Annotated in this window: 15 protein-coding genes; 10 read left to right on the forward strand and 5 right to left on the reverse strand. The window is 68.0% G+C overall.

Annotated elements, in window-relative coordinates; translation table 11 throughout:
* Positions 1-85: 85 nt before the first annotated feature.
* From E3T24_RS14255 to E3T24_RS14280, 6 genes are all read left to right on the forward strand, one after another.
* Positions 86-883, forward strand: coding sequence for an RNA methyltransferase (locus E3T24_RS14255; RefSeq protein ID WP_134367139.1), 798 nt, complete (start codon positions 86-88; stop codon positions 881-883).
* A 235-nt stretch (positions 884-1,118) separates the two neighbouring features.
* Positions 1,119-2,324, forward strand: a complete 1,206-nt coding sequence (locus E3T24_RS14260; protein ID WP_134367137.1) for a thiolase family protein — start codon at positions 1,119-1,121, stop codon at positions 2,322-2,324.
* A 1-nt stretch (position 2,325) separates the two neighbouring features.
* Complete coding sequence (locus E3T24_RS14265; RefSeq protein ID WP_134367135.1) at positions 2,326-3,186, forward strand: SDR family NAD(P)-dependent oxidoreductase; 861 nt, start codon at positions 2,326-2,328, stop codon at positions 3,184-3,186.
* Between the two features lie 229 nt (positions 3,187-3,415).
* The gene (locus tag E3T24_RS14270; RefSeq protein WP_198416039.1) at positions 3,416-4,474 is read left to right on the forward strand and encodes an iron ABC transporter substrate-binding protein; all 1,059 of its coding nucleotides are present in this window, start codon (positions 3,416-3,418) and stop codon (positions 4,472-4,474) included.
* A 160-nt stretch (positions 4,475-4,634) separates the two neighbouring features.
* Entirely contained in the window at positions 4,635-6,131 is a 1,497-nt protein-coding gene (locus tag E3T24_RS14275; RefSeq protein ID WP_241976275.1) for an iron ABC transporter permease, read from the forward strand.
* On the forward strand, positions 6,128-7,486 hold the full coding sequence (locus tag E3T24_RS14280; protein WP_347232663.1) for an ABC transporter ATP-binding protein: 1,359 nt from the start codon (positions 6,128-6,130) through the stop codon (positions 7,484-7,486). The genes E3T24_RS14275 and E3T24_RS14280 overlap by 4 nt, the downstream gene beginning before the upstream one ends.
* A 739-nt stretch (positions 7,487-8,225) precedes the next feature.
* Here the strand turns inward: E3T24_RS14280 and E3T24_RS14285 are convergent.
* Both E3T24_RS14285 and E3T24_RS14290 read right to left on the reverse strand, forming a co-directional pair.
* Positions 8,226-8,471 carry a hypothetical protein gene (locus tag E3T24_RS14285; RefSeq protein ID WP_134367133.1) on the reverse strand — a complete coding sequence of 82 codons (246 nt, stop codon included), beginning with the start codon at positions 8,469-8,471 and terminating at the stop codon, positions 8,226-8,228.
* 185 nt (positions 8,472-8,656) lie between these two features.
* Entirely contained in the window at positions 8,657-9,901 is a 1,245-nt protein-coding gene (locus E3T24_RS14290) for an ice-binding family protein (RefSeq protein ID WP_134403399.1), read from the reverse strand.
* Positions 9,902-10,534: 633 nt separating this feature from the next.
* Between E3T24_RS14290 and E3T24_RS14295 the strand changes: the two genes are divergently transcribed.
* Both E3T24_RS14295 and E3T24_RS14300 read left to right on the forward strand, forming a co-directional pair.
* Positions 10,535-10,768 (forward strand): hypothetical protein, encoded by a 234-nt coding sequence (locus E3T24_RS14295; RefSeq protein ID WP_134367129.1) that lies wholly within the window; start codon positions 10,535-10,537, stop codon positions 10,766-10,768.
* On the forward strand, positions 10,765-13,719 hold the full coding sequence (locus tag E3T24_RS14300) for an EAL domain-containing protein (protein ID WP_134367127.1): 2,955 nt from the start codon (positions 10,765-10,767) through the stop codon (positions 13,717-13,719). The genes E3T24_RS14295 and E3T24_RS14300 overlap by 4 nt, the downstream gene beginning before the upstream one ends.
* Positions 13,720-13,736: 17 nt before the next feature.
* Here E3T24_RS14300 and E3T24_RS14305 read toward each other — a convergent pair whose 3' ends face one another.
* Together E3T24_RS14305 and E3T24_RS14310 are read right to left on the reverse strand one after the other, a co-directional pair.
* Positions 13,737-16,505 (reverse strand): LuxR C-terminal-related transcriptional regulator, encoded by a 2,769-nt coding sequence (locus E3T24_RS14305; RefSeq protein ID WP_134367125.1) that lies wholly within the window; start codon positions 16,503-16,505, stop codon positions 13,737-13,739.
* 224 nt (positions 16,506-16,729) lie between these two features.
* Entirely contained in the window at positions 16,730-18,172 is a 1,443-nt protein-coding gene (locus E3T24_RS14310; protein ID WP_134367123.1) for an XRE family transcriptional regulator, read from the reverse strand.
* 156 nt (positions 18,173-18,328) lie between these two features.
* On the opposite strand from E3T24_RS14310, the gene E3T24_RS14315 reads away from it, so the two are divergent.
* Together E3T24_RS14315 and E3T24_RS14320 are read left to right on the forward strand one after the other, a co-directional pair.
* Positions 18,329-20,182, forward strand: a complete 1,854-nt coding sequence (locus E3T24_RS14315; protein WP_134367121.1) for a phosphoenolpyruvate carboxykinase (GTP) — start codon at positions 18,329-18,331, stop codon at positions 20,180-20,182.
* A 212-nt stretch (positions 20,183-20,394) separates the two neighbouring features.
* Entirely contained in the window at positions 20,395-23,451 is a 3,057-nt protein-coding gene (locus tag E3T24_RS14320; RefSeq protein WP_134434771.1) for a glycoside hydrolase family 38 C-terminal domain-containing protein, read from the forward strand.
* Positions 23,452-23,624: 173 nt separating this feature from the next.
* Here the strand turns inward: E3T24_RS14320 and E3T24_RS14325 are convergent, their stop codons facing one another.
* Complete coding sequence (locus tag E3T24_RS14325) at positions 23,625-25,679, reverse strand: ABC transporter ATP-binding protein (protein ID WP_134405345.1); 2,055 nt, start codon at positions 25,677-25,679, stop codon at positions 23,625-23,627.
* Positions 25,680-25,727: the final 48 nt, after the last annotated feature.

Consider the following 25,727-nt stretch of genomic DNA (forward strand, 5'->3'; position numbering starts at 1 on the left):
CCACCGCGCACCGGCACCGCGCACCGGCACCGCGCACCGGCACCGCGCGCCGGCGCCCGCCCGGGCCCGCGCTTAGACTGAGCGGATGCCCGTCATCGAGATCAGCGACCTCAGCGATCCGCGTCTCGTGGACTACGCCCACCTGACCGACGTCGCCCTCAAGAAGGCTCGGGGCACCGAACACGGACTGTATATAGCCGAGTCGGCATTGGTTCTCGAGCGCGCGCTGCGGGCCGGGCATCGCCCCCGCTCGGTGCTCGCGCTCGGCAACACCGTCGACGAGGCCCGCGCGCTCGTCGGCAACGACGTGCCCGTCTTCGTCGGCCCGGGGGAGCTGCTGGCCGAGCTGACCGGCTACGTGCTGCACCGCGGCGTGATCGCCGCCATGCACCGCCCGGCCCTGACCGAGCCGGACGCGCTGCTCGCCGGCGCGCGCCGCATCGTCATCCTCGAGAACGTCTCCGACCCCACCAACGTGGGCGCGATCTTCCGCTCGGCCGGCGCGATCGGCGCGGACGCGATCCTGGTCACGCCCCGCTGCTCCGACCCGTTCTACCGCCGCGCCATCCGCGTCTCGATGGGCACCGTGCTGCAGGTGCCGTGGACCCGCGTCGGCGACTGGCCCAGCACCCGCGCGCTGCTGACCCGGCACGGCTTCCACGTGGCCGCGCTCGCACTCAGCGCGGATGCCGTCAGCCTGCGCGACTTCCCCGGCCACGAACACGACCGGCTGGCCCTGCTGCTCGGCGCGGAGGGTGAGGGCCTCACCCCGGACGCCCTGGCGGCCTCCGACAGCGTGGTGCAGATCCCGATGAAGCACGGCATCGACTCCCTCAACGTGGCCGCGGCCAGCGCCGTCGCCATGTGGGCGCTGTCCGGCTGACTCCGGGCACCGATTCGCAGGAGTCAGGCGGTGGCCGCCGGGGGCTTACTCAGGAGATCCGCGGGATCGCGTTGCGCCGGCCCCCGGACCAGTGCGGCGGCAGGCACAGAACGACGGATGCCGTGCCGGATTTCCTGAGTCAGCCCCACGCCGACCGCCGCGCCATGATCTCCGCCACACGCCCGCCCGCCCGCGCTTCAGCGTGGCGGCAGCGCGGGAAGCCTAGGCTGAGGTCATGAGCAACGAGGCTGTCATTGTCGATGTCGTGCGCACCGCGTCAGGTCGAGGCAAGCCGGGGGGCGCCCTGTCGGGCGTGCATCCGGCCGACCTGCTGGCGGGTGTGCTGAGCGAACTGGTCAGCCGCAACGGCCTCGATCCGGCCCTCGTCGACGACGTGATCGGCGGCTGCGTCAGCCAGGTCGGCGAGCAGGGCTACAACGTGACCCGCACCGCCCTGCTCAGCGCCGGCTTCCCCGACTCGGTTCCGGGCACCACCATCGACCGGCAGTGCGGCTCCAGCCAGCAGGCCGTCACCTTCGCCGCCCAGGGCGTGATGGCCGGCGCCTACGACGTGGTCATCGCCTGCGGCGTCGAGTCGATGAGTCGTGTGCCGCTGGGCAGCTCGCTCGGACGCGGGTCCGGCGGGACACCCGGCCAGGACCCGCACGGCACCCTGATGCACGAGCGCTACCCGCAGGGCCTGGTCAACCAGGGCGTCTCGGCCGAGCTGATCAACCAGCAGTGGCGCCTGGGCCGCGGCGAGCTGGACGCCTTCGCGGCCCGCTCCCACCGCCTCGCCGCGGCCGCCGCCGAGCGCGGCGATTTCGACGGCGAGCTGCGGCCGGTGACCCTGCCGGGCGGGCGGGTCGTCACCGACGACGAGACCATCCGCCCCGGCACCACGCTCGCCTCCCTGGCCACGCTGCCGCCGGCATTCCGAACGGATGCCCTCGCCGCCCGCTTCCCGAAACTCGACTGGCACATCACCGCCGGCAACTCGTCCCCGCTCACCGACGGGGCCTCCGCTGCCCTGATCATGAGCGCCAAGCGGGCCGATGAGCTCGGCCTCAACCCGCGCGCCCGGTTCCACAGCTTCGCGGTGACCGGAAGCGACCCGCTCCTGATGCTCACCGGCGTGATCCCGGCGACCCGGCGCATCCTCGAACGCTCCGGCCTGAGCATCGACGACCTCGACGCGTATGAGGTGAACGAGGCTTTCGCCAGCGTTCCGCTGGCCTGGCTGCGGGAGTTCGACGCCGACCCAGCCCTCCTCAACCCCCGCGGCGGCGCCATCGCCCTCGGCCACGCGCTCGGCTCCTCCGGCACCCGGCTGCTCGGCACCCTGCTCAACCACCTCGAGCTGACCGGCGGCCGCTGGGGCCTGCAGACCATGTGCGAGGGCGGCGGCATGGCCAACGCGACGATCATCGAGAGGCTCTGAGATGCGCATCGACGGATGCTCCGCCCTCGTCACCGGCGCCGCGTCCGGCCTCGGGCTGGCCACCGCCACCGCCCTGGCCCGCGCGGGCGCTGCAGTCGTGCTGCTCGACCTGCCGGGAGCCGCGGGGGAGGAGGCCGCGGCGGCGCTCGGCGGCCAGGCCCGCTTCGTGCCCGGGGACGTCACCCGGGAAGAGGACGTGCAGGCCGCGGTCGACGCGGCCGTCGAACTCGGTCCGCTCCGCATCGTGGTCAACTGCGCCGGGATCGCGCCGGGCGGCCGCACGGTCGGGCGCGACGGCCCGCTGCCGCTCGCGGACTTCGACCGGGTCATCCGGATCAACCTGGTCGGCACGTTCAACGTGATCCGCCTGGCCGCCGCGGCCATGCAGCAGACGGAGCCGATCGGCGGCAGCGCGGCTCCAGCAGAAAAAGCAGTCGCAGCAGGCGCATCAGACGCGGCAGGCGCAGGAGACGACGCAGGCGCAGCCCCCGGCGACACGGGCACCGCGGAGCGCGGCGTGATAGTCAACACCGCATCCGTCGCCGCGTTCGACGGGCAGATCGGGCAGGCCGCGTATTCGGCTTCGAAGGGCGGCGTCGCCGCAATGACGCTGCCGCTGGCCCGCGAATTCGCCCGGTCGCTGATCCGGGTGGTGGCCATCGCCCCCGGCATCTTCGACACGCCCATGCTGCGCGGCATGGCCGAGAACGTGCGGGAATCCCTCGCCGCATCCGTGCCGCACCCGGCACGCCTCGGCGACCCCGTCGACTTCGCCGCGCTCGTTCGGCACATCGTCGAGAACCCGATGCTCAACGGCGACACCATCCGCCTCGACGGCGCCATCCGGATGCCGCCCCGCTGATCCCGCTGACCCCGCTGACCCCGCTGATCCCGCGGATCCCGCGGATCCCGCTGATCCCGCTGAACCAAGAGCCGGGACCGACTGCCCAGTGCCGGCCCCGGCCCCGCGCCTCCGCCGACCCTGTGCGTCCCCTCGGAGACCTCACCGACGTGCTTTTTTAGGGTAGGCTTACCTAAAGACAAGCGGGTGAGGCCCGCCGACAGCGCCGACAGTGGGGACACGCAACATCATGCTTTTGACACGCAACTGGGCCATGATCGCCGCGCTGGGAACAGCCACCCTGCTCGGAGCGACCGCGTGCGCGTCGCCCGACGCGGCATCCGGACCGGAATCCAGCGACACCGCCTCCGCCACCCCATCGGGATCCATCACCGTGTACAACGCGCAGCACGAGGAACTGACCCAGGCCTGGGCGGACGAGTTCACCCAGGAGACCGGCGTCACCGTCGTCCTCCGCAACGGCGACGACTCCGAACTGGGCAACCAGCTCGTGCAGGAGGGGTCGGCCTCGAAGGCCGACGTCTTCCTGACCGAGAATTCGCCGGCGATCAGCCTGGTCGACAACGCCGACCTGCTGGCCCCGGTCGACGCCGACACGCTCGCCCAGGTGCCCGAGCAGTTCCAGCCGTCCACCGGCACCTGGACCGGAATCGCCGCCCGCTCCACGGTCTTCGCGTACAACCCGAGCCTGCTCGGCGACGCTGAGCTGCCGGCCTCCCTGCTCGACCTCGCCGACCCGGCGTGGAAGGGCCGCTGGGCCGCCTCGCCCTCCGGCGCCGACTTCCAGGCGATTGTCAGCGCGCTGCTGGAGCTCAAGGGTGAGAAGGCCACGAGCGCCTGGCTCGCCGCGATGAAAGACAACGCGGTCGTCTACAAAGGCAACAGCACGGTGATGAAGGCCGTCAACGCGGGCGAGATCCCCGGCGGCGTCATCTACCACTACTACTGGTTCGGCGACCAGGCCGGAACCGGCGAGAACAGCTCGACCACGAAGATGCACTACTTCAAGAACCAGGATCCGGGCGCGTTCGTCAGCGTGTCCGGCGGCGGGGTGCTCAAGACGAGCGCGAACCCCGTCGCCGCGCAGGCGTTCCTCGCCTTCGTCACCGGCAAGTCCGGCCAGGAGATCCTCAAGACCGGCACCTCGTTCGAGTACCCGGTCTCCGCCGGCGTCGACGCGAACCCGGCACTGATGCCGCTCAGCGAACTCGAGGCCCCGGCCATCGACCCGTCCCACCTGAACAGCACCAAGGTCACCGAGCTGATGACCCAGGCCGGATTCCTCTAGGCTGAAAGTGGTGATACCCGCAGCTCCTCCGACCGTGAACACGGCGCCCGACAGCCAGGGCCCCGCCTCCGAGAGTGCCGTCGGCACGACCGAAAGCAGGGCCGGTTCGGCGCGCACGGATGCCCCGGCTCGGGTCCCCAAACGGCCCTCACCATTCATCGTGGCTGCCGCCGGCACCGTGTCCCTGCTGGGGCTGCTGCCGCTTGGGTATGTGATCGTCACCGGCATACTGACCGGCTGGCCGGCGCTCTCGGCGCTGATCTTCCGGCCGCGGGTCGGCGAGCTGCTCGTCAACACCATCGGACTCGTCTTGATCACGGTGCCGCTCTGCGTGGCCATCGGCGTGGGCGCCGCGTGGCTCGTCGGGCGCACCTCGCTGCCCGGAGCGAAGGTGTTCGCGGTGCTCCTGGCCGCCCCGCTCGCGGTTCCCGCCTTCGTGAACAGCTACGGCTGGGTGAGCGCCGTCCCCTCACTGCACGGGCTCTGGTCGGGCGTGCTGATCGCGACGCTGTCCTACTTCCCGCTGGTGTACCTGCCCTGCGCCGCCGCGCTCCGGCGCCTCGACCCGACCGTCGAGGAGGCCGCCGGGTCGCTCGGCAGCGGAGCCTGGGCCGTCTTCTTCCGGGTCATCCTGCCCCAGCTGCGGCTGCCGATCCTCGGCGGCGCGCTCCTGGTCGGGCTGCACCTGCTCTCCGAGTACGGTGCGTTCGCGATGATCCGGTTCGACACGTTCACCACCGCCATCGTCGAGCAGTACCGGTCCACGTTCAACGGCCCAGCGGCGAACGCGCTGGCCGGCGTGCTCGTGCTGCTCTGCCTGGTGCTTTTGATCGGGGAGTCCGGCGCCCGCGGCCGTTCCCGGTACGCCCGGATCGGCTCCGGCGTGGCCCGGGTCACCCCGCGGCGCTCCCTCGGCGCGTTCACCCCGGTCGGCTACCTGTTCCTCGGCGGCCTGTTCGTGCTGGCGATCGGCGTGCCGTTCTCGAGCGTCATCCGTTGGCTGGTGCAGGGCGGCACGGATGTCTGGGCCGACGCGGTCGTCGGCCAGGCGCTCCTGCAGACCGTCGGCTACGGCCTCGCCGGGGCGGCGGTCACCTGCCTGCTCGCATTCCCGATCGCGTTCCTCGCGGTGCGTTACCCGAGCCGGTTGTCCCGCGGCCTCGAATCGGTCAACTACCTCACCAGCTCGCTGCCCGGGATCGTGACGGCCCTCGCGCTCGTCACCGTCAGCATCCGTTTCGTGCAGCCGCTCTACCAGACCACGATCCTGGTGATCGTGACCTACCTGATGATGTTCCTGCCGCGCGCCCTGGTCAACCTGCGGGCCGGCCTCGCCCAGGTGCCGGTCGGGCTGGAAGAGGCCGCCCGCTCGCTGGGCAAGCATCCCGTCGCCGCGTTCCTGAGCGTCACCGCACGGTTCTTCGTGCCGTCGGCCCTCGCCGCCGGCGCCCTGGTCTTCCTCGGTATCGTGACCGAGCTGACCGCGACCCTGCTGCTGGCCCCGAACGGAACCCGCACCCTCGCGATCCAATTCTGGTCGAAGGTGAACGACATCAACTACGTCGGGGCGGCGCCGTACGCCCTGCTGATGATCGTGCTCAGCCTGCCGGTCACCTATCTCCTGTTCGCCCGCTCCCGACTGACGAGCGTCTCGTGACCGAGTTCGAGCGCCCCGCCGCCGGTACCGCCGAAACCGAGAGTCCGACCATCGAACGCGCAACCAGTGATCTCGAAAGCCCCGCCAGTGAACGCCCCGCCAGTGAACGCCCCGCCAGTGAACGCCCCGCCAGTGAACGCCCCGCCATTGAACTGAGCGGCGTGAACAAGAGCTTCGGCAGCACCCGCATCCTCGAGGACATCGCCCTCTCGGTGCCGGAAGGCAGCCGCACCGTCGTCGTCGGCTCGTCCGGCTCGGGTAAGACCACCCTGCTCCGCCTGATCAGCGGGTTCGAACTGCCCGACTCCGGCACGATCACCGTGCTCGGGCGCACGGTCGCCGCACCCGGCGTGGCCGTGGCGGCGCACCGGCGCGGCATCGGCTTCGTGGCGCAGGACGGGGCGCTGTTCCCGCACCTCACCGTGGGCCAGAACATCGCGTTCGGCCTCGGCCCCGCCCTCCGCGGCGGCACCCGCCGGCAGCGCGCGCGGGCGGTCGACGAGCTGCTCGAGATGGTGTCGCTGAACCCGAGCTTCGCCGCGCGCCGCCCCGACGAGCTCTCCGGCGGCCAGCAGCAGCGCATCGCCCTGGCCCGGGCCCTGGCCCGCCGGCCGCGGGTGATGCTGCTCGACGAACCCTTCTCCTCCCTCGACGCCGGGCTGCGGGCGGCCACCCGCGACATCGTCGCCGCCACGCTCGAACGCGCGGGCATCACCACCGTGCTCGTCACTCATGACCAGGCCGAGGCCATGAGCTTCGCCCACCAGCTCGCGGTGCTCCGCGACGGCCACCTCGGCCAGGTCGGCCCGCCGCGCGAGGTCTATTGGCGCCCCGTCGACCTGTTCACGGCCCGGTTCCTCGGCGACGCCGTGGTGCTGCCGGCCACGATCGACGACGGCTTCGCGTCGTGCGCGCTGGGCCGGGTCGCCGTGGCTCCCACCGCCCTGCGCGGCGACGCCTGCATCATGCTCCGCCCCGAGCAGATCATCGTCGAACACTGCGAGACGACGGATGCCCCGGGCGCCCCGACCTGCACCGGCCGGGTCGAGGCCGTCGACTTCTACGGGGCCGAAGTGCAGCTCGCCGTGCGCTTGTTCTCCGGTGGTTCCGCGTTGACAGGGCCTAACTCGTCGGGGTCTGACTCGATCGGGTCGCTGTCGGCCGGCTCCCTTTCGGCCGGTTCCCTTTCGGCCGGTTCCCTGTCGGCCGGTTCCGCTTCGACCGGATCCCTTCACGCTCCCGGCGGCACCGTCATCCACGTGCGCCAGCACGGCACCACCGGCACCGTGGTCGGCAGCAGCGTCAACCTCACCGCCCGCGGCACGGCCACGGCTTTCGCCGCGCCCCACGCCTGACCCGCCGCTGCCCGCCCGCACAGGAACGCCCCGCACCGCCGGCCTGCCCGGGGCCAACTCAGGAAAACCCCTGCGCCCGCCCCGCTGCCGCCGCAGACCAGTGCGGATCGCCCCGCAAGATCGCCCGGATCTCCTGAGTTAGCCGCAGAAGGTCAGCCACAGACCAGTGCGAATGCTCCGCCAGAGCGACTGGATCTCCTGAGCCAGCCAGCTGGCCGATGGCGCGCCGGTCGCTATCCGACTCGGCCCGCTGCTGCAGCCCTGCAGAGTAGCGGGCCCCGCGCACGTTGAGTCGGAGATTTTCACAACCCGCCGCATTCCAAGGCGCCGCCAGCGGCGTTTCGCGAAAATCACCGCGGTTAGGACCCGGTCGAGGTCGGCGTGGGCGTGAGGGGCGGCGGGGCGCGAGGGATGCTGCGGGTGGGCTCGGCGCACGTGGCCCGGCAGGGCCGGGGACGGGGCGGGACGGGACGGGGCTAACTCAGGAAAACCCCTGCGCCCGCCCTGCTGCGGCCACAGACCAGTGCGGATCGCGCTGCCACTTTGCCAGGATCTCCTGAGTTCGCCACAGGAGGTTAGCCAGAGAGGTTCAGCCAGGGAAGGCTCCGTCGGAGAGGGTGGGGTGCAGTCGGTGCGCTCCGGGCATCCGTGCCGGTTGTTGCGCACCTCCGGCCGACGAGGGAACCGCGGATTCGGTGTGTGGCGCAGCCGGCACCCCGGGCGCCCGCCCGGTCCCGGGCTACGGCGCCGACCGCAGCACCCGCCGCTCCCGCATGCTCGAGCCGCGGGAGACCAGGTACACGAGGGCGGTCACGAACGGCACGAAGACGAGGAACAGCACCCAGGCCGCCCTCGCCCACCCGCTCAGGGTGTCGTCACGGAACAGGTCCGCGAGGATCGAGAACATGACCGTCAGATAGGCGATGAACACGTAGGTCCAGAAGAAGAGCCAGATATCATCCCAGATATCGGTCGTTGAGCCCATCCGCGTTCTCCTTCGCTCGGAATCCCGGCCAGAGCCTAGCGTGATGACGTCGCTGCGGACAGGGGTCGGGTTCCGTTCGGTCCCGCCGGCGAGATCCCGCCGATCCCGTTCTCCAAGTGGGCAACGCGACCGGGGCTTGCCCTAGGTTTGGCGCGACAATCGCCCCTCCGGAGGGAGCTCCACCACTAGCGCAGAGTGACCCTTCGGAGCGCGCGACGGATGCTGAGAAGCATCACGCCCGCAGCCAGCAGCAACGCGCCGCCGCCGATCGGAAGCCCGACCTCGCTGCCGGTGGCCGCGAGCGTGGGCTGGCGGGCCGGAAGCGGGACAGAGGCACCCGCCGTCGTGGAGGGGGGAACTGCCGATGTGGCGGTCGTGTCCGTCGAAATTGAGGGCGGCAGGGCCGGTCCAGCTGCGCTGGTGATGACCTCATGGGCCGCGGACACGGCCGGGGCTACTCTGTTGACGGCCGTGATGGTGAACGTGGAGGTTCCGGCCGCTGTGGGCATCCCGGTGATCGCTCCCGTGCCGCCATCGAGCCGCAGGCCGGCGGGGAGTGCGCCCTGGGAAATGGCGAACGTCGGGGCCGGCGTCCCGGTGGCCGTGACTCTGAACGCGTAGGGGGTTCCGACCGTGGCCCGCGGCGGCGTGCGCGAGGTAAAGGCAGGGCTATCGGTCGTGGCCACGGTGCCGGTCGGCGCGCAGCCGGTGGGCACGGTCACGACGTTGGAATCCAGAGTCACCGCCGCGGTGTTCGCCAGGAGGCGGCCCGCGATGGTGGCTCCGGTGGTCGCCGTAATCGATTGGTTCGCCATGACTGTGCCCACGAATTGAGCCGCAGTTCCGAGGGTTGCTGAGCTGCCGACTTGCCAGAAGACGTTGCAGGAGCTCGCGCCGCCGGTGACCTCGATGCGACTGCCCGACCCGATGATCAGGGTGCTGTCGACCTGAAACACCCACACGGATGTCGCGCTGCCCGCCAGGGTCAGCACGCCATTGTCGGCCAGGGACAGTGCACCACCGGCGAACACACCGGGGCTGAGCGACAAGCCGGCGAGCTCGGCAACACCGGACGTGGTCGGGGTGAGGCCCGCGGCCGCGTTGTACGCCGTTGTCACGTCGCTTTGCGCCGCGCCGGCGCTCCCATCCGTCTGGTGCAGTGCCCCGGTGAAGCTGCCGTCCGGAGCGCCACCGAAGCCGGTGATCGAGGTTCCCGGGCTGACTCCCACGTCGCCGTTGATCACGGAGGGGCCCGTGTTCGTGACGGTGCTGGCACCGAGGACCCCGAAGGCCGCAGAGGCGCCGAGGTCGACGGGCCCGTCAATCGTGGTGGCCGCTTGCGCCGATGCCGCGGGCAACAACATACCGACCGCAAACACCAGACCGATGCCAGTCGCCATGCTCTTTCGGCTGTGCCTGATCGTGCTCACGAGTCGCTCCCATCGGTTCGGGAGTCAATGACGGCACCTCGAGCCGGACCCCCCGTGGAACATTCTAAACACAGGCTGAGACCCTCAATGTCGAACCCGGCCTCACTTTTGGGCAGGTAGACACGTGTCAAATGACCCACTGGTCGGGCTTTCGATGTCGGTGCGTGCGGGGCAGTCGGCGATGTTCGGGGTCTCCAGGCGCCGCTCGCAGTGAATCCCGCGCCTCTCAGACTCAGCCGCTCGGAAGGGCTTTACCACCCGGGTGGTGGGTCACCCCCCGAAACGTCCACCCCACCCGTTTCGTCAACCACTCCCGCCAGTGTTGGATTCGAGGCGATGCGGCGGTGGCACGCGGTTACCATTCACAGGACCCACCACAACTTTTCGTCCTAGTGCCGTCCACCACGAGGGAGTGTTCATGGCCTGGCTCCACCTCGACGCCGAAAGCATGCCTGTAGGGCGGCGCGGCAGGGAGGAACCGATAAGGCACAGGTTCCGAGGAGAGCGAAGCGGGCGTGACCGGCGGCGGGTACGGGTGGTTGGAGTAATTCTGGGCCTGAAGGGCACGCCGTATCTCGACCCCGAAACACCCTCGCAACATCTTCGCGATTCAACGCCCGCGACAGCGCGGGCATGACGAAAGACAGCCGCAAGAATATGTCGACGATCACAGTGACCCTCAACCACCCAGTGACCTCCGGACGATCCACAGTGATCCTCAAGGTCAACCGGCATGAACAGCTGCCTGCAGTTCTCGTTGACCCGCTTGACCACGAGGGAAAGGTCATCGCAGGGATGTGGCTTGCTGACGGCCATGGCGGGACCGTCTACGAACTGACCGAGCAGGTTCGGGCGGTGAGGACATGACTGAAAAGCGCAACACGAGTCCTGATCGGGAGCGCCTGCTCCCGACGCGACGACGCCCCGCTGCAGACACGAACGGTGACAAGACGTGGTCTGAGGGCCAGTTCCGCGCTCTCCTCGGGTCCGCTCCCGATGCGATGGTGATCGTCGACGCTGACGGTACGATCCTTCTTGTCAACGCACAGGTGGAGGTGCTTTTTGGCTACGTGAGGGATGAACTTCTCGGACAGTCTCTCGAGGTCCTCATGCCGATCGAATTCCGTGGCTGGTATCTGAGCCATCGATCCGAGTACTCGGCCAAGACAAAGACGAAGGCACAGGCACGGTCGATGGGACCCGACCTTGGACTTCTGGGTCTGCACCGCGACGGCAGGGAGTTTCCGATAGAGATTTCGCTCAGTCCTTTTGAGACCGACAGCGGAACGCTCGTGTCCAGCTCTATCCGTGATATCAGCGAACGGACCCAGGCCCAGGCTTCGACGCGAATGATGTCGATGCTGGTCGCATCCTCCGACGATGCCATTTTTGGTTACGACGTCGACGGTCTGATCACCGTGTGGAATCCGGCGGCTGAAGCGATGTTCGGATTCTCGGCGCCCGAGGTGATCGGCCAGCATCAGACCCTTATCGTCACGGTTGACGGCCGGGATCGAGGACTCGAATTGCAGGCCCAGGTCGCTGGCGGCGAGTCCGTGATCGGTTTGGAGTCGGTCGCACTGCACAAGGACGGATCACGCATCGTCGATATTTCGCTGACGATCTCTCCGATCTTCGACTCACGCAACATTGTGGCGGGCTGCTTCGGAATAGCCCGGAACATTTCGGAGTCCAAGCGTCGACAGATTGCCTCAGAAACTGACCAGGCACGCCTGGCAGCGGCCCAACAGATGGCTGGGATGGGCAGCTATGAAATCGACAGTGCGACCGGACAGCGATGGTGGTCAGATGAGTATTGGCGGATCCTCGGCCGCAATGGAACTGAGCCGGCATCGCGCGATTTGCTTCTGTCGTGCGTACATCCGCAGGACCGGGATCGTGTGGAGAGTCTCCTGCGGCGGCTCGATTCAGGATGGCCGACCCCGGAATTTACTTTCCGCATCATTCTGCAGTCCGGGGGAATTCGTTGGATGCGCTCACGCGCAGTTGTCATCAGGGCCGCGGATGGTTCGCCAATCAAAATCATCGGCATGATCATGGACATTACCGAGTTGCATCTAGCTGAGGCGCGACAACAAGAAGCCGAGACCAACTTTCGCCTGGGTTTCGACCGATCTCAGATTGGCATGGGGATGGCCGATTTGGATGGGCGACTGTTCCAGGTAAACGAGGCCCTGTGCACAATACTGGGCAGAACTCCCGAAGAAATCCGGGGCAAACGGACGCAGGATTTTCGGCATCCGTCACACCATGAGGGTGATCGTGCCTCGTTCTCCGGTTGGCTGAGTGGGGGATTCGAAGATACTCAGGCGGAACTTCAGTATGCCCGACCCAACGGACAGCCGGTCTGGGTGCAGCTAACGATGTCCCTTGTGCCTGACGTTAACGGCGAGCCGGGTTATTTCTTACTGCATATGCAGGACATCTCGTCCCGAAAATACGCCGAGGACCTCCTGGCTCACCAGGCCCTTCACGATCCCCTGACGGGGCTGCCAAACCGTCAGCTACTCGTCGAACGTATCGAACGCTCTTTGTCAACAGGACGAAGGACCGCCGGCTACGTGGGTGTGCTGTTCATCGACGTGGACCAGTTCAAGGTAATCAATGATGGATTAGGCCACGTGGCCGGCGACCGCTTGTTGGTGGGACTAACGCGACGGTTGAAGTTGATCGTTCGTCCCGGCGACACCCTTGCACGGTTCGGCGGCGACGAGTTCGTACTCGTCTGCGACAACATCGCGCCCTACGATGCGGAGCGGTTGGCCGAGCGAATAGTCACAATCGCCAAGGACCCTTTCGAGTTCGAGGGCAAGGAAGTCTTCGTCAGCGTGAGCGTTGGCATCGTTCTTGCTGACGATGATGCCGACGCCGATGCCAGCTCCATGCTCCTCCATTCAGATGTTGCAATGTATCGGGCGAAAGCGGACGGCAGGGCTCGCGTTGTGATGTACGACGAGGATATGCACCATCGAGCGTCGATGCGGCTTGAGACCGAATCCCAGTTGGCTCGCGCGATCTCCCGTGACGAGTTGCGCGTGTTCTACCAGCCGATTGTGGACATCTCGACTGAAGAAACGGTCGGCTTTGAGGCGCTCGTGCGCTGGGAGCATCCCGACCGAGGTTTCATTTCACCAACAGAATTCATCCCGATCGCTGAACAGACCGGGTCGATTGTTGCGATTGGCGAGTGGGTGCTGACTGAGGCCCTCAGGCAGGTCCAGGCCTGGCGCAGCCAGCTCGCTGAGTGCCATGACTTGACGATCGCAGTCAATCTATCGGCCAGACAGTTGCAGGATGCCAATTTTGTGCAGGTCGTGTCTGACATCATCACTCGGTCGGGCATCGACGCCTCGGCGGTGCACCTGGAAATCACGGAGTCCATGGTCATCAACAATCTGGATCTGGCCTCCGCCACCCTCTCTGGGTTGCGCGGTCTCGGGGTACGGCTCTCCCTGGACGATTTCGGTACCGGCTGGAGTTCCCTCACCTATCTCAAGCAGTTGCCCGTTCAGACCATCAAGATTGATCGCTCCTTCATCGATGGACTCGGGGGTAAGGATCCCCAGGCGCCGGCCTTCGTCAACGCCATCGTGAGTCTGGCGCGCGCACTGGAGATGGACGTCGTGGCCGAGGGAATCGAGACCAGGGAACAACTCAGCGAGCTTCGCCGTCTCGGAGGCAGCCTGGCTCAGGGCTATTTGTGGTCTCGCCCGCGGCCCCCGAAGGAAATACCCGGCTGGCTGGCCGAGGAGAAAATGCGCACGGTCAGATTGGCCGATTTGCGCGCGGTGAGCTGAACGGCGCGGGCGGCGCGTCAACTCGTGTGAGTGGACAGCAGCTTCCTGCGCCTGGCCTCATCCACGCAGCCTTGACGTCCGCTAACGCCCAGAGTGCTGAAAAGACGTTTGAGGTACCATTTCACCGTGTTGACACCCAGATGAAGGGTCTGGGCGATTTCACGATTGGAGCACCCCTGGGCCAACAGTATCAGGATCTCGTGTTCGCGCTCGGTCAACGTTGCACCGGTAATTTGGGCGCCTGATGAGGTCGTCTCTTGAAGGCGCGCGGAGGTAGTCGCGCTCTGGAGGAGAAGGCTCAGGAACTCTGGAAGACCGGGGGCCTGCGGTCCCTCCCATCGCCCGCCTCTCACCCTGTCTGCGACGTCCTGCACGATCTGAAGACACCCCGGACCGCCATCGAGGATGGGTCGCACCAAACCGAGTGCGTTGCACGTGACCAAGGCCGGGGTCAGGGCATCCATCGCCTCGACGCGCCGACCCGCATGCTGGAGCGTTGCAGCGAGTAGGATTTGGGCGCCCAAGTGCGCACGGGCTCCGCCGCGGGCTCTCGTCCGGTCGAGCAGCTCGTGAGCACGTTCTGCGGAGGCCGTGGCCAGATCTCGAGATGCATCCGGCGATAGGGCCGCTCGAATCTCGGTTGCGAGGGCGATCCTGTAATTCGTTTCGGCCAAGCCGCTACCCAGATCCCCGATCCGGTGCTGTTCGTCGTGCAGACCGGCCGGCAGAGTCCGGTCGGGTAGCTGGAAGTTGAATCCGAGCTGGATGCGTTCCGCGGCGATACACAGTCCGAGCCGGGTGAGCCCTAAAGTCTCGGCCACGTCTTCGCCCTCATCGAGAAGCGTCCTGGCCCCCACGTGATCGCCGCGCAGGGCCTTGATTCTGGCCAGGGTCGCAAAGGCGGAGATCATGAAATCGACCACTCCGCCTTCTGATCCCAATTCGTGAGCCTCCTCAAGCAAGAGTTCAGCCTTCTCCAGCGCGCCCCGTTCGTAGAGAAGCTGGCCGAGCATCGAGCTGGCCAGTTGCGCCGCATGAGAGTGTCGACCAGCGGAGCTCCGTGCAAGCTCAACTGCTGATCTGAAGAGGCGTTCTGCATCGTCGACTTCGAGTTGCTCGAAGGCAGCCAGACCGGCGAAACATCGGCCGTAGACGTCGCTGAACGGTCCGGACGTGAGCGCGTGAAATTGTGACGCCCAGTTCTGCTGCTCGGTTGCTTGTGAGTACTCACCCTCCTGGATCTTCTGGAAGGTGGAGATGTTGGCGGCGACGGACACAATCCAGGGACGGAGCCGGTTCGCTTCTGCAAAACAGGTTTGGTCTAGTTCGTCGACCAGGTCGAGCCTGTCCACGTACATGTCAATGCAGCATTGAACGACCAGGGCCTCAACACCGAGTTCAAACCGGTCATCCTGACTGAGAGAATCGTCGCACCGAACCAGGGCCTCCACCTTGTCGAGGGCGATCTGCGCCGCGCCCGATATGTGGAGAAGCGTGTTGGCCCAGGCGATTGCCATCTGAAGCTTGGCCTGATCCGCAACGGAACTGGCCGGTATCTTTCCCACCAGCACCAGCAAAGTCGCCATCCGGGAATGCTCGACAAGCCACATCGCGCGCGACTCAACAATGTCGACTGCGAAGTCGACCTGGCCGACTGCCAGAGCGTGATCAACGGCGTCGCTGGGATAGCCGTTCGATGCGAACCAACGCGCAGCGGCCAGGTTGAGTTCCACCGCTCGCCCCGGGAAGTCCCGTTCGAGTCGTCCCCGCAGGTAATCTTCGAACAAATGATGGTAGCGATACCAGCTTCCGTCTTCGTTCAGCGGCTGAAGGAATAGATTCTGAGCCTCAACACGCTCAAGCATGGCCTGACCCCGCACGACACCGGAGAGTGTCGACGCCAACTCCGCACAGATACGCTCAGTCACCGATGTTGTCAGCAGAAAATCAACCACGTCCGGTTCGAGGGCATCAAGCACGTTCTCGAGCAGATACTCGCCGATCGACTTCTGCCGACCCGAGAGCCGTCGGATCAGGTCGGACGCGTCGTGGTTTTCGCGCAGCGACAACGAAACCAGCTGGAGGGCAGCCACCCAACCTTCAGTCGTCCGGTGCAGGCTGGCCAGGTCGTCACGGTTGACGTCCAGGCCGTTGATGTCCACCAACAATGCTTGCGACTCGTCCTCGTCGAATCGCAGAGAACTCGCGTCCACTTCCAACAGCTGGTTCCTCACCATGAGACGACCAAGCGGGAGCCCAGACCTGGATCGGCTGGTGATCAGGAAGGACAGGCGGGAACTCCCCACATCCAGAAGGCGATGAATGACAGCACGGGTCCGGGAATCGGTGACGAGATGCCAGTCGTCCAGGGCAATGACAATGTTTTCACCGGCGGCATCCATGGCGTTGACCAGGGCGGGAACAACGTAGCGCTCAGCATCGTCGGGCTGTCCCTCGAGCAGAACCTGCCATTCGTCGTCCAACTCCGGCATTACCCGTCGGATCGCTTCCAACAGGTGGGACAAGAACCAGATCGTATTGTTGTCATCGCGGTCCAGCGAAAGCCACACGGTGGTCACGCCACGTGCATCCAGCGCCGCGAGCCATTGTGCGGCGAGTGTTGACTTACCGAAGCCTGCCGGGGCATGAATCAACGACAGTCGGCGGTGCTCACCAGCGCGGAGCAGGTCCGTGAGCCGAGCACGGGCGACCCAGTCCCCGACGGGCCTCGGAGGCTGGAATTTTGTCGTAACGCTTACAGGGGCGAACGGCAACGCCTCCTCCACTTCTCCTGCTAGTCAGGCATCAAGCTAGGCTCCAGGATCGCGGTTGCCGTCTCCGTGGCTTCCCCCGTCGCCTTCGCGTAAAAGATGCGGGCTCGCTTAAGTATGGGACCCGGCTGCTCAAATCCTGATTACGCCACTTACTTCTTCTCTCGCTTGGGCCACCTCCTTCTTTGCAGGGGCCCTGTGTTCCAACCAACCCCCGCGACAGGTGAGGCGCACGCCTCCTACTCCGCGGCGTGCGCCTCCAGGAACTCGTACACCTCGGTGTCGTCGACGCCGGGAAAGGTTCCGCTGGGCAGCGGGGACAACACATGGGCGTGCAGGCGCGCGCTCGGCCAGGCCTTGCCGGCCCACCGGGACGACATGTCCGACGCCGGGCGCCGGCAGCAGGACTCGTCCGGGCAGCGGGAGACCGCGCGCTGCGTGGTCTCCCGGCCCCGGAACCACCTGGCCTGCGCAAACGGAACGCCGACGCTGATCGAGAACTCGCCGCCATCCATCGCCCCGGTCTGGGTCGCCGACCAGAAGGTGCCCACCGGGGTGTCGGTGTACTGGTAGAACTCGGTGGTGCGGTTGGTGTGGGTGAAAGCGCTGCGGGCGCTCCACTGCTTGCAGACGAACTGGCCCTCGATCGACCCGGTCACGTCGGCGGGCAGGGGGAGCCCGTCGTTCTCGTAGCCCTTCTGCAGGGCGCCGTCGCCCGTGACGCGCAGGAAGTGCAGGGGCATGTCCAGGTGTGAGGTGGCCAGGTTGGTCAGCCGCAGCGCGGCGGCCTCGTGGGTCACCCCGAACGCGTCCCGGAAATCCTCGACCGACAGCTCGCGCTCCCGCTTCGCGTGTGAGAGGAAGGCGACCGAGGCATCCTGCGGCATCAGGCAGGCGGCCGCGAAGTAGTTGATCTGCAGCCTCTGCCAGAGAAACTCGGCGTAGCTGTTCGGACGTTCGTGCCCGAGCAGCCGGTGCCCCATCGCCTGCAGGGCCATCGAGCGCAGGCCGTGGCCGCCGGGGATGGAGGCCGGCGGCAGGTAGATCCGGCGGTTGACGAGGTCGGTGACCGACCGGGTCGAGCCCGGCAGGTCGTTGACGTAGATCAGGCTGAAGCCGAGCTGCTCGGCCATCACACTCACCTCGCGGTGGGTGAGGGCGCCAAAGACGTGACCGGATGCCCGCACCCGGTCCTCGGCGAGCTGCTCGATGTCGGGCATGTAGTTGTCCTGGTCGCGCATCCGCTCGCGCAGTTCCGTGTTCGCGCGACGGGCTTCCTCGGGTGTGGCGATGGCCTCGCTGGCCCGGCGGGCGAGTTCGCGGTGCAGGCCGAGCAGGGATTCGATCGCCGCCAGCGGCATCCCCTTCGTCACCTTCACCTGGGGCAGGCCGAGCGCCCCGTAGAGCGGGTTCTTCTGCGCGCGCGCCAGCTCGATCTCGAGGGCGGCCCGCGTGTTCGGCGCTTCAGTGTTCAGCAGATCGATGACCTGCACGTCGAGCGCCGTCGCCAGGGCCTGCAGGGTGGAGAGTTTGGGCTCCCGCCGACCGTTCTCGATCAGTGAGAGCTGGCTGCCGGCCAGGCCGACGCGCTCGCCGAGCTGGTCGAGCGTGAACCCACGCTCAGACCGGTAGTGACGGATGCGGAGTCCCAGCGTGATCAGGTCTGATGAGCGTGTTGGCATTCCTTAACGATAGTGAAAGAATCGCGTTTCTTAACGCTGCTATCTCCGCAGCGGCTGCGATTCATGCCGCATTGTTGATTCAGAGGGCGAAGTTACTTGCCCAAATCGACTTCACACCGCTGGTGTCACGCCGGATCGACCACGAAAGGCCAGGAGATGACCATCGCGAATTCCCACGTACAGACCGGCGGAGGCGAGTCCAGCAAAGCTGCCGGGACCACCGATCCCAACCTTCAGGCCTGGGTCGACGAGATCGCCCGCCTGACCCAGCCCGACGCCATCGTCTGGTGCGACGGCTCGCTTCGCGAGGCCGACGTCCTGGCGAAGCAGCTCGTCACCGAGGGCAAGCTCATCCACCTGAACCCCGAGTGGCGTCCGAACAGCTACCTGGCCCGCACGAGCCCGTCGGACGTGGCGCGCGTCGAAGACCGCACCTTCATCTGCTCGGTCAACCCCGACGACGCCGGCCCCACCAACAACTGGGCCGACCCGGACGCGATGCGCGGCGAGCTGCAGGGCGTCTTCGCCGGCAGCATGCGCGGCCGCACCATGTACGTCGTCCCGTTCTCGATGGGCCCGCTCGGCGGCCCCATCTCCCAGCTCGGCGTCGAGGTCACCGACTCTCCCTACGTCGTGCTGAACATGGGCATCATGACCCGAATGGGCCAAAAGGTGCTGCACATGATCGAGGCCGGAGCCCCCTGGGTGCACACCGTGCACAGTGTCGGCTACCCGCTGGTCGACGCCGAGGGTCGCCGCCGCGAAGACACCACCTGGCCCTGCAACGACACCAAGTACGTCGTGCAGTTCCCGGAGACCCGTGAGGTGTGGTCGTTCGGTTCGGGCTACGGCGGCAACGCGCTGCTCTCGAAAAAGTCGTTCGCGCTGCGGATCGCATCCGTGATGGCCCGCGACGAGGGCTGGCTGGCCGAGCACATGCTGCTGATCAAGGTCACGTCGCCGGAAGGAGGCGTGTCCCATCTGGCCGCGGCCTTTCCGTCCGCCTGTGGCAAGACCAACCTCGCCATGCTCCGCCCGACGATTCCGGGCTGGAAGGTCGAGACCATCGGCGACGACATCGCGTGGCTGCGCCCCGGCCCCGACGGCCGCCTGTACGCGATCAACCCGGAGGCCGGCTTCTTCGGCGTCGCGCCCGGCACCGGCGAGGTCACCAACCCCACGGCCGTGGCCACGGTCTGGGGCAACACCATCTTCACGAACGTCGCCCTGCGCGACGACGGCGACGTCTGGTGGGAGGGTCTGACCGAGACCACCCCCAGCCACCTGATCGACTGGGAAGGCAACGACTGGACCCCAGCGTCCGGCCGCCCCGCCGCGCACCCCAACTCCCGGTTCACCGTCGCCGCCGCGCAGTGCCCGTCCATCGCCGACAACTGGGAGGCGTTCGGCGGCGTGCCCATCGACGCCGTCCTCTTCGGCGGCCGCCGGGCGACGAACGTGCCGCTGGTGGCCCAGGCCCGCTCCTGGAAGCACGGCGTGTTCATGGGCGCGACCATCTCCTCGGAGAAGACCGCGGCCGCAGAGGGAACCGTGGGCGAGCTGCGCCGCGACCCGTTCGCGATGCTCCCGTTCTGCGGGTACAACATGGCCGACTACTGGGCGCACTGGCTGAAGGTCGGCAAGGGGCTGGGCAGCAAGGCACCGGAGATCTTTCAGGTGAACTGGTTCCGCAAGGGCCCCGACGGCAGCTTCCTGTGGCCCGGTTTTGGTGAGAACTCTCGCGTGATCGAGTGGATCGTTCGCCGGATCGAGGGCTTCGCGGATGCCCAGGACACCCCGATCGGCTACCTCCCGCTCGAGGGCGGACTCGACCTCAAGGGCCTGGACCTGTCTCCGACCGAGGTGGAGCAGCTCTTCCACATCGACAACACGTCGTGGCTGGCCGAGTGTGACCTCACCGAGGAGTATTTTGCCAAGTTCGGCGACCGCGTGCCGCCGGCTCTCCTGGCCGAGCTGGCCAGCGTGCGCTACAACCTACGCAAGGCGTAGCACCGCGGCCTCGCGGCCTCCGAGGCGATCGCCCAACGAATTCGACGGAGATTTGGCGCTAAAAAGCCGGTTTGGCTGGTCTGAACCGCTTCAGAACGGAAAATCTCCGTCGAATTGGTTCACGGGGCGGCGAAAAGGTTTGGGTGCCGGGCGGGGACGGTCGTAAAATGCTGCCAGTCGGGCGGGGTCCCGGCGGGAAGTCGCAGGTTCCCATGCATGACGACGGCGCGCTCGTGGAGAAACGCATCGACCGGTTCGTTCGGGAGCGGCTGCGCCCGGCGGTGCACCGGGCATCCGTGCCGCTGCGGGTCGACGCCTGGTCGGTGACGGATGCCCCGGTGCCCTTCAGCGAGGCCGTGCGCCAGTCCTACACGGCGTTCGGCACGGGCCGGGCCTGGGGCCGGCCGTGGGGCACGACCTGGTTCCACGTGACGGGGACGGTGCCCGCCGAGTGGGCGGGGGAGGCCGGCACCCGCGTCGAACTCGTCGTCGACCTCGGGTTCAGCCGGGCGACGCCCGGGTTCCAGGCGGAGGGGCTGGTCTGGACCCCGGACGGGATCATCCTCAAGGCGGTCGAACCGCGAAACCGCAGCGTGCCGCTCCGGGCCCGGCCCGGCGGACAGGTCGACCTGTACATCGAGGCGGCCGCCAACCCGGACGTCACCTCCGGGTTCACGTTCGTGGCCACCGACCAGGGCGACCCGGCCACGGCCGGGACCGATCAGATCTACCGGCTGAAGCGGGTGGACCTCGCCCTCCGGGATGAGGCCGTGTGGCAACTCTCCCAGGACTTCTGGACCCTGACCGGGCTGATGCGGGAGCTGCCGGTCGGGCTGGCCCGGCGGGCGGAGATCCGGCGGGCGCTCGAGAGCTGTATCGACGCGATGGACCCCGACGACGTGGCCGGCACCGCCGGACTCGGCCGGGCCGCCCTCGCCGCGGTGCTCGCCCGCCCCGCGAACGCCAGCGCGCACCGGCTGCACGCGGTGGGGCATGTGCACATCGACAGCGCCTGGCTCTGGCCGGTTCGGGAGACGGTGCGGAAGGTGGCCCGCACGTTCTCGAACGTGCTGTCCCTGATGGAGGAGAATCCGGATTTCGCGTTCGCCGCCTCATCCGCCCAGCAATACGCCTGGCTCAAGGAGCACTACCCCGAATTGTTCGCCCGCGTGAAGGCGCAGGTCGCGGCCGGCCGGTTCGTGCCCGTCGGCGGGATGTGGGTGGAGTCGGACACGAACATGCCCGGCGGGGAGGCGCTGGCGCGGCAGTTCGTGACCGGGAAGCGCTTCTTCATCGAGGAATTCGGGGTGGAACCGCTCGAGGTGTGGCTGCCGGACTCGTTCGGCTATTCGGCCGCGCTGCCGCAGATCATGGTGGCAGCCGGGTCCCGCTGGTTCCTGACCCAGAAGACGTCCTGGAACGAGACCAACTTGATGCCGCACCACACCTTCCGCTGGGAAGGGATCGACGGCACGCAGATCTTCACCCACTTTCCGCCGGTGGACACCTACAACGCGCAGCTGTCGGGGGAGGAACCGGCCCGGGCCGAGCGCCAGTACGCCGAAAAGGGCGCGGCCAACACCTCGCTCGTGCCGTTCGGCTGGGGCGACGGGGGAGGCGGTCCGACCGAGGAGATGATCGCCGCCGCCCGCCGCACCGCGTCGCTGGGGGGTTCGCCCACGGTAGAGCTGTCGACACCGCGGCGCTTCTTCGAGGCGGCCGAGGCGGAGTACCCCGAGCCGCCGGTCTGGTCGGGGGAGCTCTACCTCGAGTTCCACCGCGGCACGTACACCTCGCAGGCCCGCACCAAGCGCGGCAACTGCCGCAGCGAGCACCTGCTGCGGGAGGCGGAGCTGTGGGCGTGCGCGGCATCCGTCTCGTCGGGCGCCGAGTACCCGTACGACGCGCTCGAGCAGGCCTGGCAGACCGTGCTGTTGCAGCAGTTCCACGACATCCTGCCGGGCTCGTCGATCGCGTGGGTGCACCAGGAGGCGGAGCGCAACTACGCCGCCGTCGCGGATGCCCTCACCACCCTGATCGAGGTGTCGGCGCGGCAGATGTGCGGGGCCGGTGACGGCGCGGTCACGCTCAACGCCGGGCCATTTCCGTCGGAGGCATATCAGGGCTGGGGGGTGGCGAGGCGACCGAGACGGATGCCGTCAGCACCCCGCCGGCACCCCGCGCCACGGTGCGCCGCTCGCCCGCCGGCCTCGTGCTCGACAACGGCCTCGTGGCCGTCACGATCGACGCTGACGGGCTCTTCTCCTCCGTTGGTCGACCTCGCCGCGGCCCGAGAGCTGATGCCCCGCGGCGCGCGCGGCAACCTGCTCCAGCTGCACCGGGACACCCCCACCCAGTGGGACGCCTGGGACATCGACGAGCACTACAAGCGCAACACGGTGGACCTCAGCGCGGCCGAGTCCGTGGAGGTGTTCGCCGATGCGCCTGAGCAAGTCGGCGTTCGGGTCACGCGCACCTTCGGCTCCTCCCGCCTGGTCGAGCGGATCACCCTCGCGGCCGGGTCGCCGGCGATCGACCTGCACCTCGAGATCGACTGGCACGAGAAGCAGAAGCTGCTGAAACTGGCGTTCCCGCTGGATCTGCACGCCGACCGGGCGGCATCCGAGATTCAGTTCGGTCACGTGTTCCGGGCCACGCACACCAACACGTCCTGGGACGCCGCCCGCTTCGAGACGGTCGCCCACCGTTGGGTGCACGTGGGTGAGCCCGGCTACGGGGTGGCCGTGGCCAACGACTCGACCTACGGCCACGACATCGGCCGGTCGACCGGCCCGGACGGCCGCACCCGGACGACCGTGCGGCTGTCGCTGCTGCGCGCGGAGGTGTTCCCGGACCCCGCCGCCGACCAGGGGCGCCACGAACTGCGGGTGTCGCTGCGGGTGGGCGCCGGCATCCCCGAGGCGGTCGCGGAGGGCTACCGGCTCAACCGGCCGCTGCGCACGGTGGACGGGGTGAGTGCCGCCCGCGTGGAACATCTGATCGAGGTCGACAACCCCGCGGTGGTGGTCGAGGCGGTCAAGCTGGCCGAGGACCGCAGCGGGGATCTGATCGTGCGGCTCTACGAGGCGCACGGGTCGCGGGCGCGGGCGCGGGTCATCCGTCATTTCGAGGCGACGGATGTGACCGAAACCGATCTCCTGGAACGCCCCCTGGCCGCCGGCGCCGCCACGCTCTCGGCGGACGGTCCCGCGCTGGCCCTCGAGCTGCGTCCCTTCCAGCTGGTCACCCTGCGCTTCGCCCGCCCGTAGGCGCCCGCTCGTTCATTGGCCAGCCGAACCGGACCCGGCCGCCCGGCTGACCAATTCGACGGAGATTTTGGCCGAATCGGGCGTTTCAGGCCCGAAACCGGCGTTCTAGAGCAAAATCTCCGTCGAATTGGTTCAGGCCATTCGTACGGGCCGAGTCCCGAGACCAGGGGGCGCTAGACGAGCAGCTGGTGCTTGGCCAGCTCGCGGTAGAGCGGAGTGGACGCCACCAGCTCGGAGTGCGTGCCGGTGCCGATGACCTGGCCGTGGTCGAGCACCACGATCTGGTCGGAATCGACCACGGTCGACAGGCGGTGCGCGATCACGATCAGGGTGCGGTCGACGGCGACCGCGTCGATCGCGGCCCGCATCTTCTGCTCGTTGACGCCGTCGAGGCTCGAGGTGGACTCGTCCAGCAGCAGGATCGGCGGGGCCGCCAGCAGCGCCCGGGCGATCGCGAGCCGCTGGCGTTCGCCGCCGGAGAGCATGACGCCGGACTCGCCGACCGCCGCGTTCAGGCCGGCGGGGTCACGGTCGAGCACCTCGGTCAGGTTCACCGCGTGCAGCACCGCGATGCACTCCTCGTCGGTCGCGTCCGGCGTCGACAGGGTGAGGTTGTCCCGCAGCGAACCGGCCAGCACGGGCGCGTCCTGCTCGACATAACCGATCTGGGAGCGGAGCGCGGCGCGGTCGAGGGTACGGATGTCCAGACCGCCCAGGCGCACGACCCCGGCGGTCGGATCGTAGAAGCGCTCGATCAGGGCCAGGATCGTGCTCTTCCCGGCGCCGGACGGGCCGACCAGCGCGGTGCGCAGTCCGCGCGGGGCGCTGAACGACACGCCGCGGAGGACCGGGCGGGGTTCGCCGGCGGCCTCGGCGTCGGCGCGCTCGGCCGCCCGTTCCGCGGCCCCGCGCTCCGGGGACTCGCGATCCGCCGCGTCCAGATCGGCGTCGATCAGGTCGGGTTCGGCCAGGACCTCCTCGAACACGGCGGGCACGACGATGGCGGCCTCGAGAATGGGCGGCACGACGAACCCGGGCTCCGAAGCCGAAGATTCAGAACCAGAGTCAGCACCTGATTCAGCACCAGCAGCCGCAGTACCGGCGCCAGACGCCGCATCCGCCGACTCCGGAGCCGCGACCGCATACCCGAAGTGCACGTTCTCGAACGAGATCGCCGGCGCATCCGGCCGCACCGATTCGTTCGCGGCGCCGACCGTCATGGCCAGCGGCGCGATGTCGCGGTCGAACTGGTCCTCGGCGGGCAGGTCGATGATCTCCTGGATCCGGCCCAGTGCGCCGAGCGCCGCGTTCACCGAGGTGATGGCCCCGAACGCCTGGCCGAGCGGCACGATCATCAGGAACAGGAACAGGATGAACGCGATCAGGTTCGCGATCGTGATCGCGCCGCTGGCGACGCGGAAACCGCCGACGCCCAGCACGACCAGAAAGGACACCTGCATCGCGATGCCCGCGATCGGCACGACCAGCGCCGAGATCTTGGCGACCTGGATGCCCATCCGCCAGGCTCCCTTGGCGTCTTCTTCGACGGCCGCGACCTCCCGGTCGGTGGCGTTGGAGGCGCGCACGGTGCGCACGGCGCTGATGGCGCGCTCGACACTGGCGGCCAGGTCGCCGACCTTGGCCTGGGCGGCGAGGCTGGCGGTACGGATGCGCTGCGACAGCAGTGTGACGGCGACCACCGACACGGCGATCACGAGCACGGTCAGTCCGAGCAGCACCGGGTCGATCACGAGCATCGCGATCAGGGCACCGACGAAAGTGAGCGACCCGCCGATCGCTTCGACGAGGCCCTGGGTGAGCACGGCCCGCAGCAGGGTGGTGTCCGAGCCGACCCGGGACACCAGGTCCCCGGTGCGGCGGGTGTCGAATTCGCTGATCGGGAGGCGCAGCATCCGGCCGATCAGTTTGCGGCGGCTGGAGAGCACGACCCCCTCGCCGGTGCGCTGCAGCAGATAGTGCTGGTAGCCGCTGATCAGGCCGGAGACGATCACGAGCGCGATCAGCGCCCAAACCAGGCCATCCAGCGGCTGGCTCTTCTGCACGGTGGTGATGACCTGGCTGACCAGAAGCGGCTGGGCGAGACTGGCGAGCGCGCCGAGGATGCTCAGGACGATCACGAAGCCGAGCACCTTCTTGTGCTCGAGCAGGTAGGGGAGCAGCTGGCTGAACTTCGCGCGCGGCCCGCTCGTGTCGCCGCGGCGCCCCATCCGGCCGATGCGCCCGCGGGCGGCCGGGGCAGCGGCCGGGGCGGCGGG

The sequence above is a fragment of the Cryobacterium sp. TmT2-59 genome, from assembly GCF_004403545.1.
GTDB lineage: Bacteria > Actinomycetota > Actinomycetes > Actinomycetales > Microbacteriaceae > Cryobacterium > Cryobacterium shii.

Coding starts and splice junctions, on each gene's coding strand:
- E3T24_RS14255 (WP_134367139.1), top strand. CDS start 86: ATGCCCGTCATCGAGATCAGCGACCTCAGCGATCCGCGTCTCGTGGAC.
- E3T24_RS14260 (WP_134367137.1), top strand. CDS start 1,119: ATGAGCAACGAGGCTGTCATTGTCGATGTCGTGCGCACCGCGTCAGGT.
- E3T24_RS14265 (WP_134367135.1), top strand. CDS start 2,326: ATGCGCATCGACGGATGCTCCGCCCTCGTCACCGGCGCCGCGTCCGGC.
- E3T24_RS14270 (WP_198416039.1), top strand. CDS start 3,416: ATGCTTTTGACACGCAACTGGGCCATGATCGCCGCGCTGGGAACAGCC.
- E3T24_RS14285 (WP_134367133.1), bottom strand. CDS start 8,471: ATGGGCTCAACGACCGATATCTGGGATGATATCTGGCTCTTCTTCTGG.
- E3T24_RS14295 (WP_134367129.1), top strand. CDS start 10,535: ATGACGAAAGACAGCCGCAAGAATATGTCGACGATCACAGTGACCCTC.
- E3T24_RS14300 (WP_134367127.1), top strand. CDS start 10,765: ATGACTGAAAAGCGCAACACGAGTCCTGATCGGGAGCGCCTGCTCCCG.
- E3T24_RS14310 (WP_134367123.1), bottom strand. CDS start 18,172: ATGCCAACACGCTCATCAGACCTGATCACGCTGGGACTCCGCATCCGT.
- E3T24_RS14315 (WP_134367121.1), top strand. CDS start 18,329: ATGACCATCGCGAATTCCCACGTACAGACCGGCGGAGGCGAGTCCAGC.
- E3T24_RS14320 (WP_134434771.1), top strand. CDS start 20,395: ATGCATGACGACGGCGCGCTCGTGGAGAAACGCATCGACCGGTTCGTT.
- E3T24_RS14325 (WP_134405345.1), bottom strand. CDS start 25,679: ATGGGGCGCCGCGGCGACACGAGCGGGCCGCGCGCGAAGTTCAGCCAG.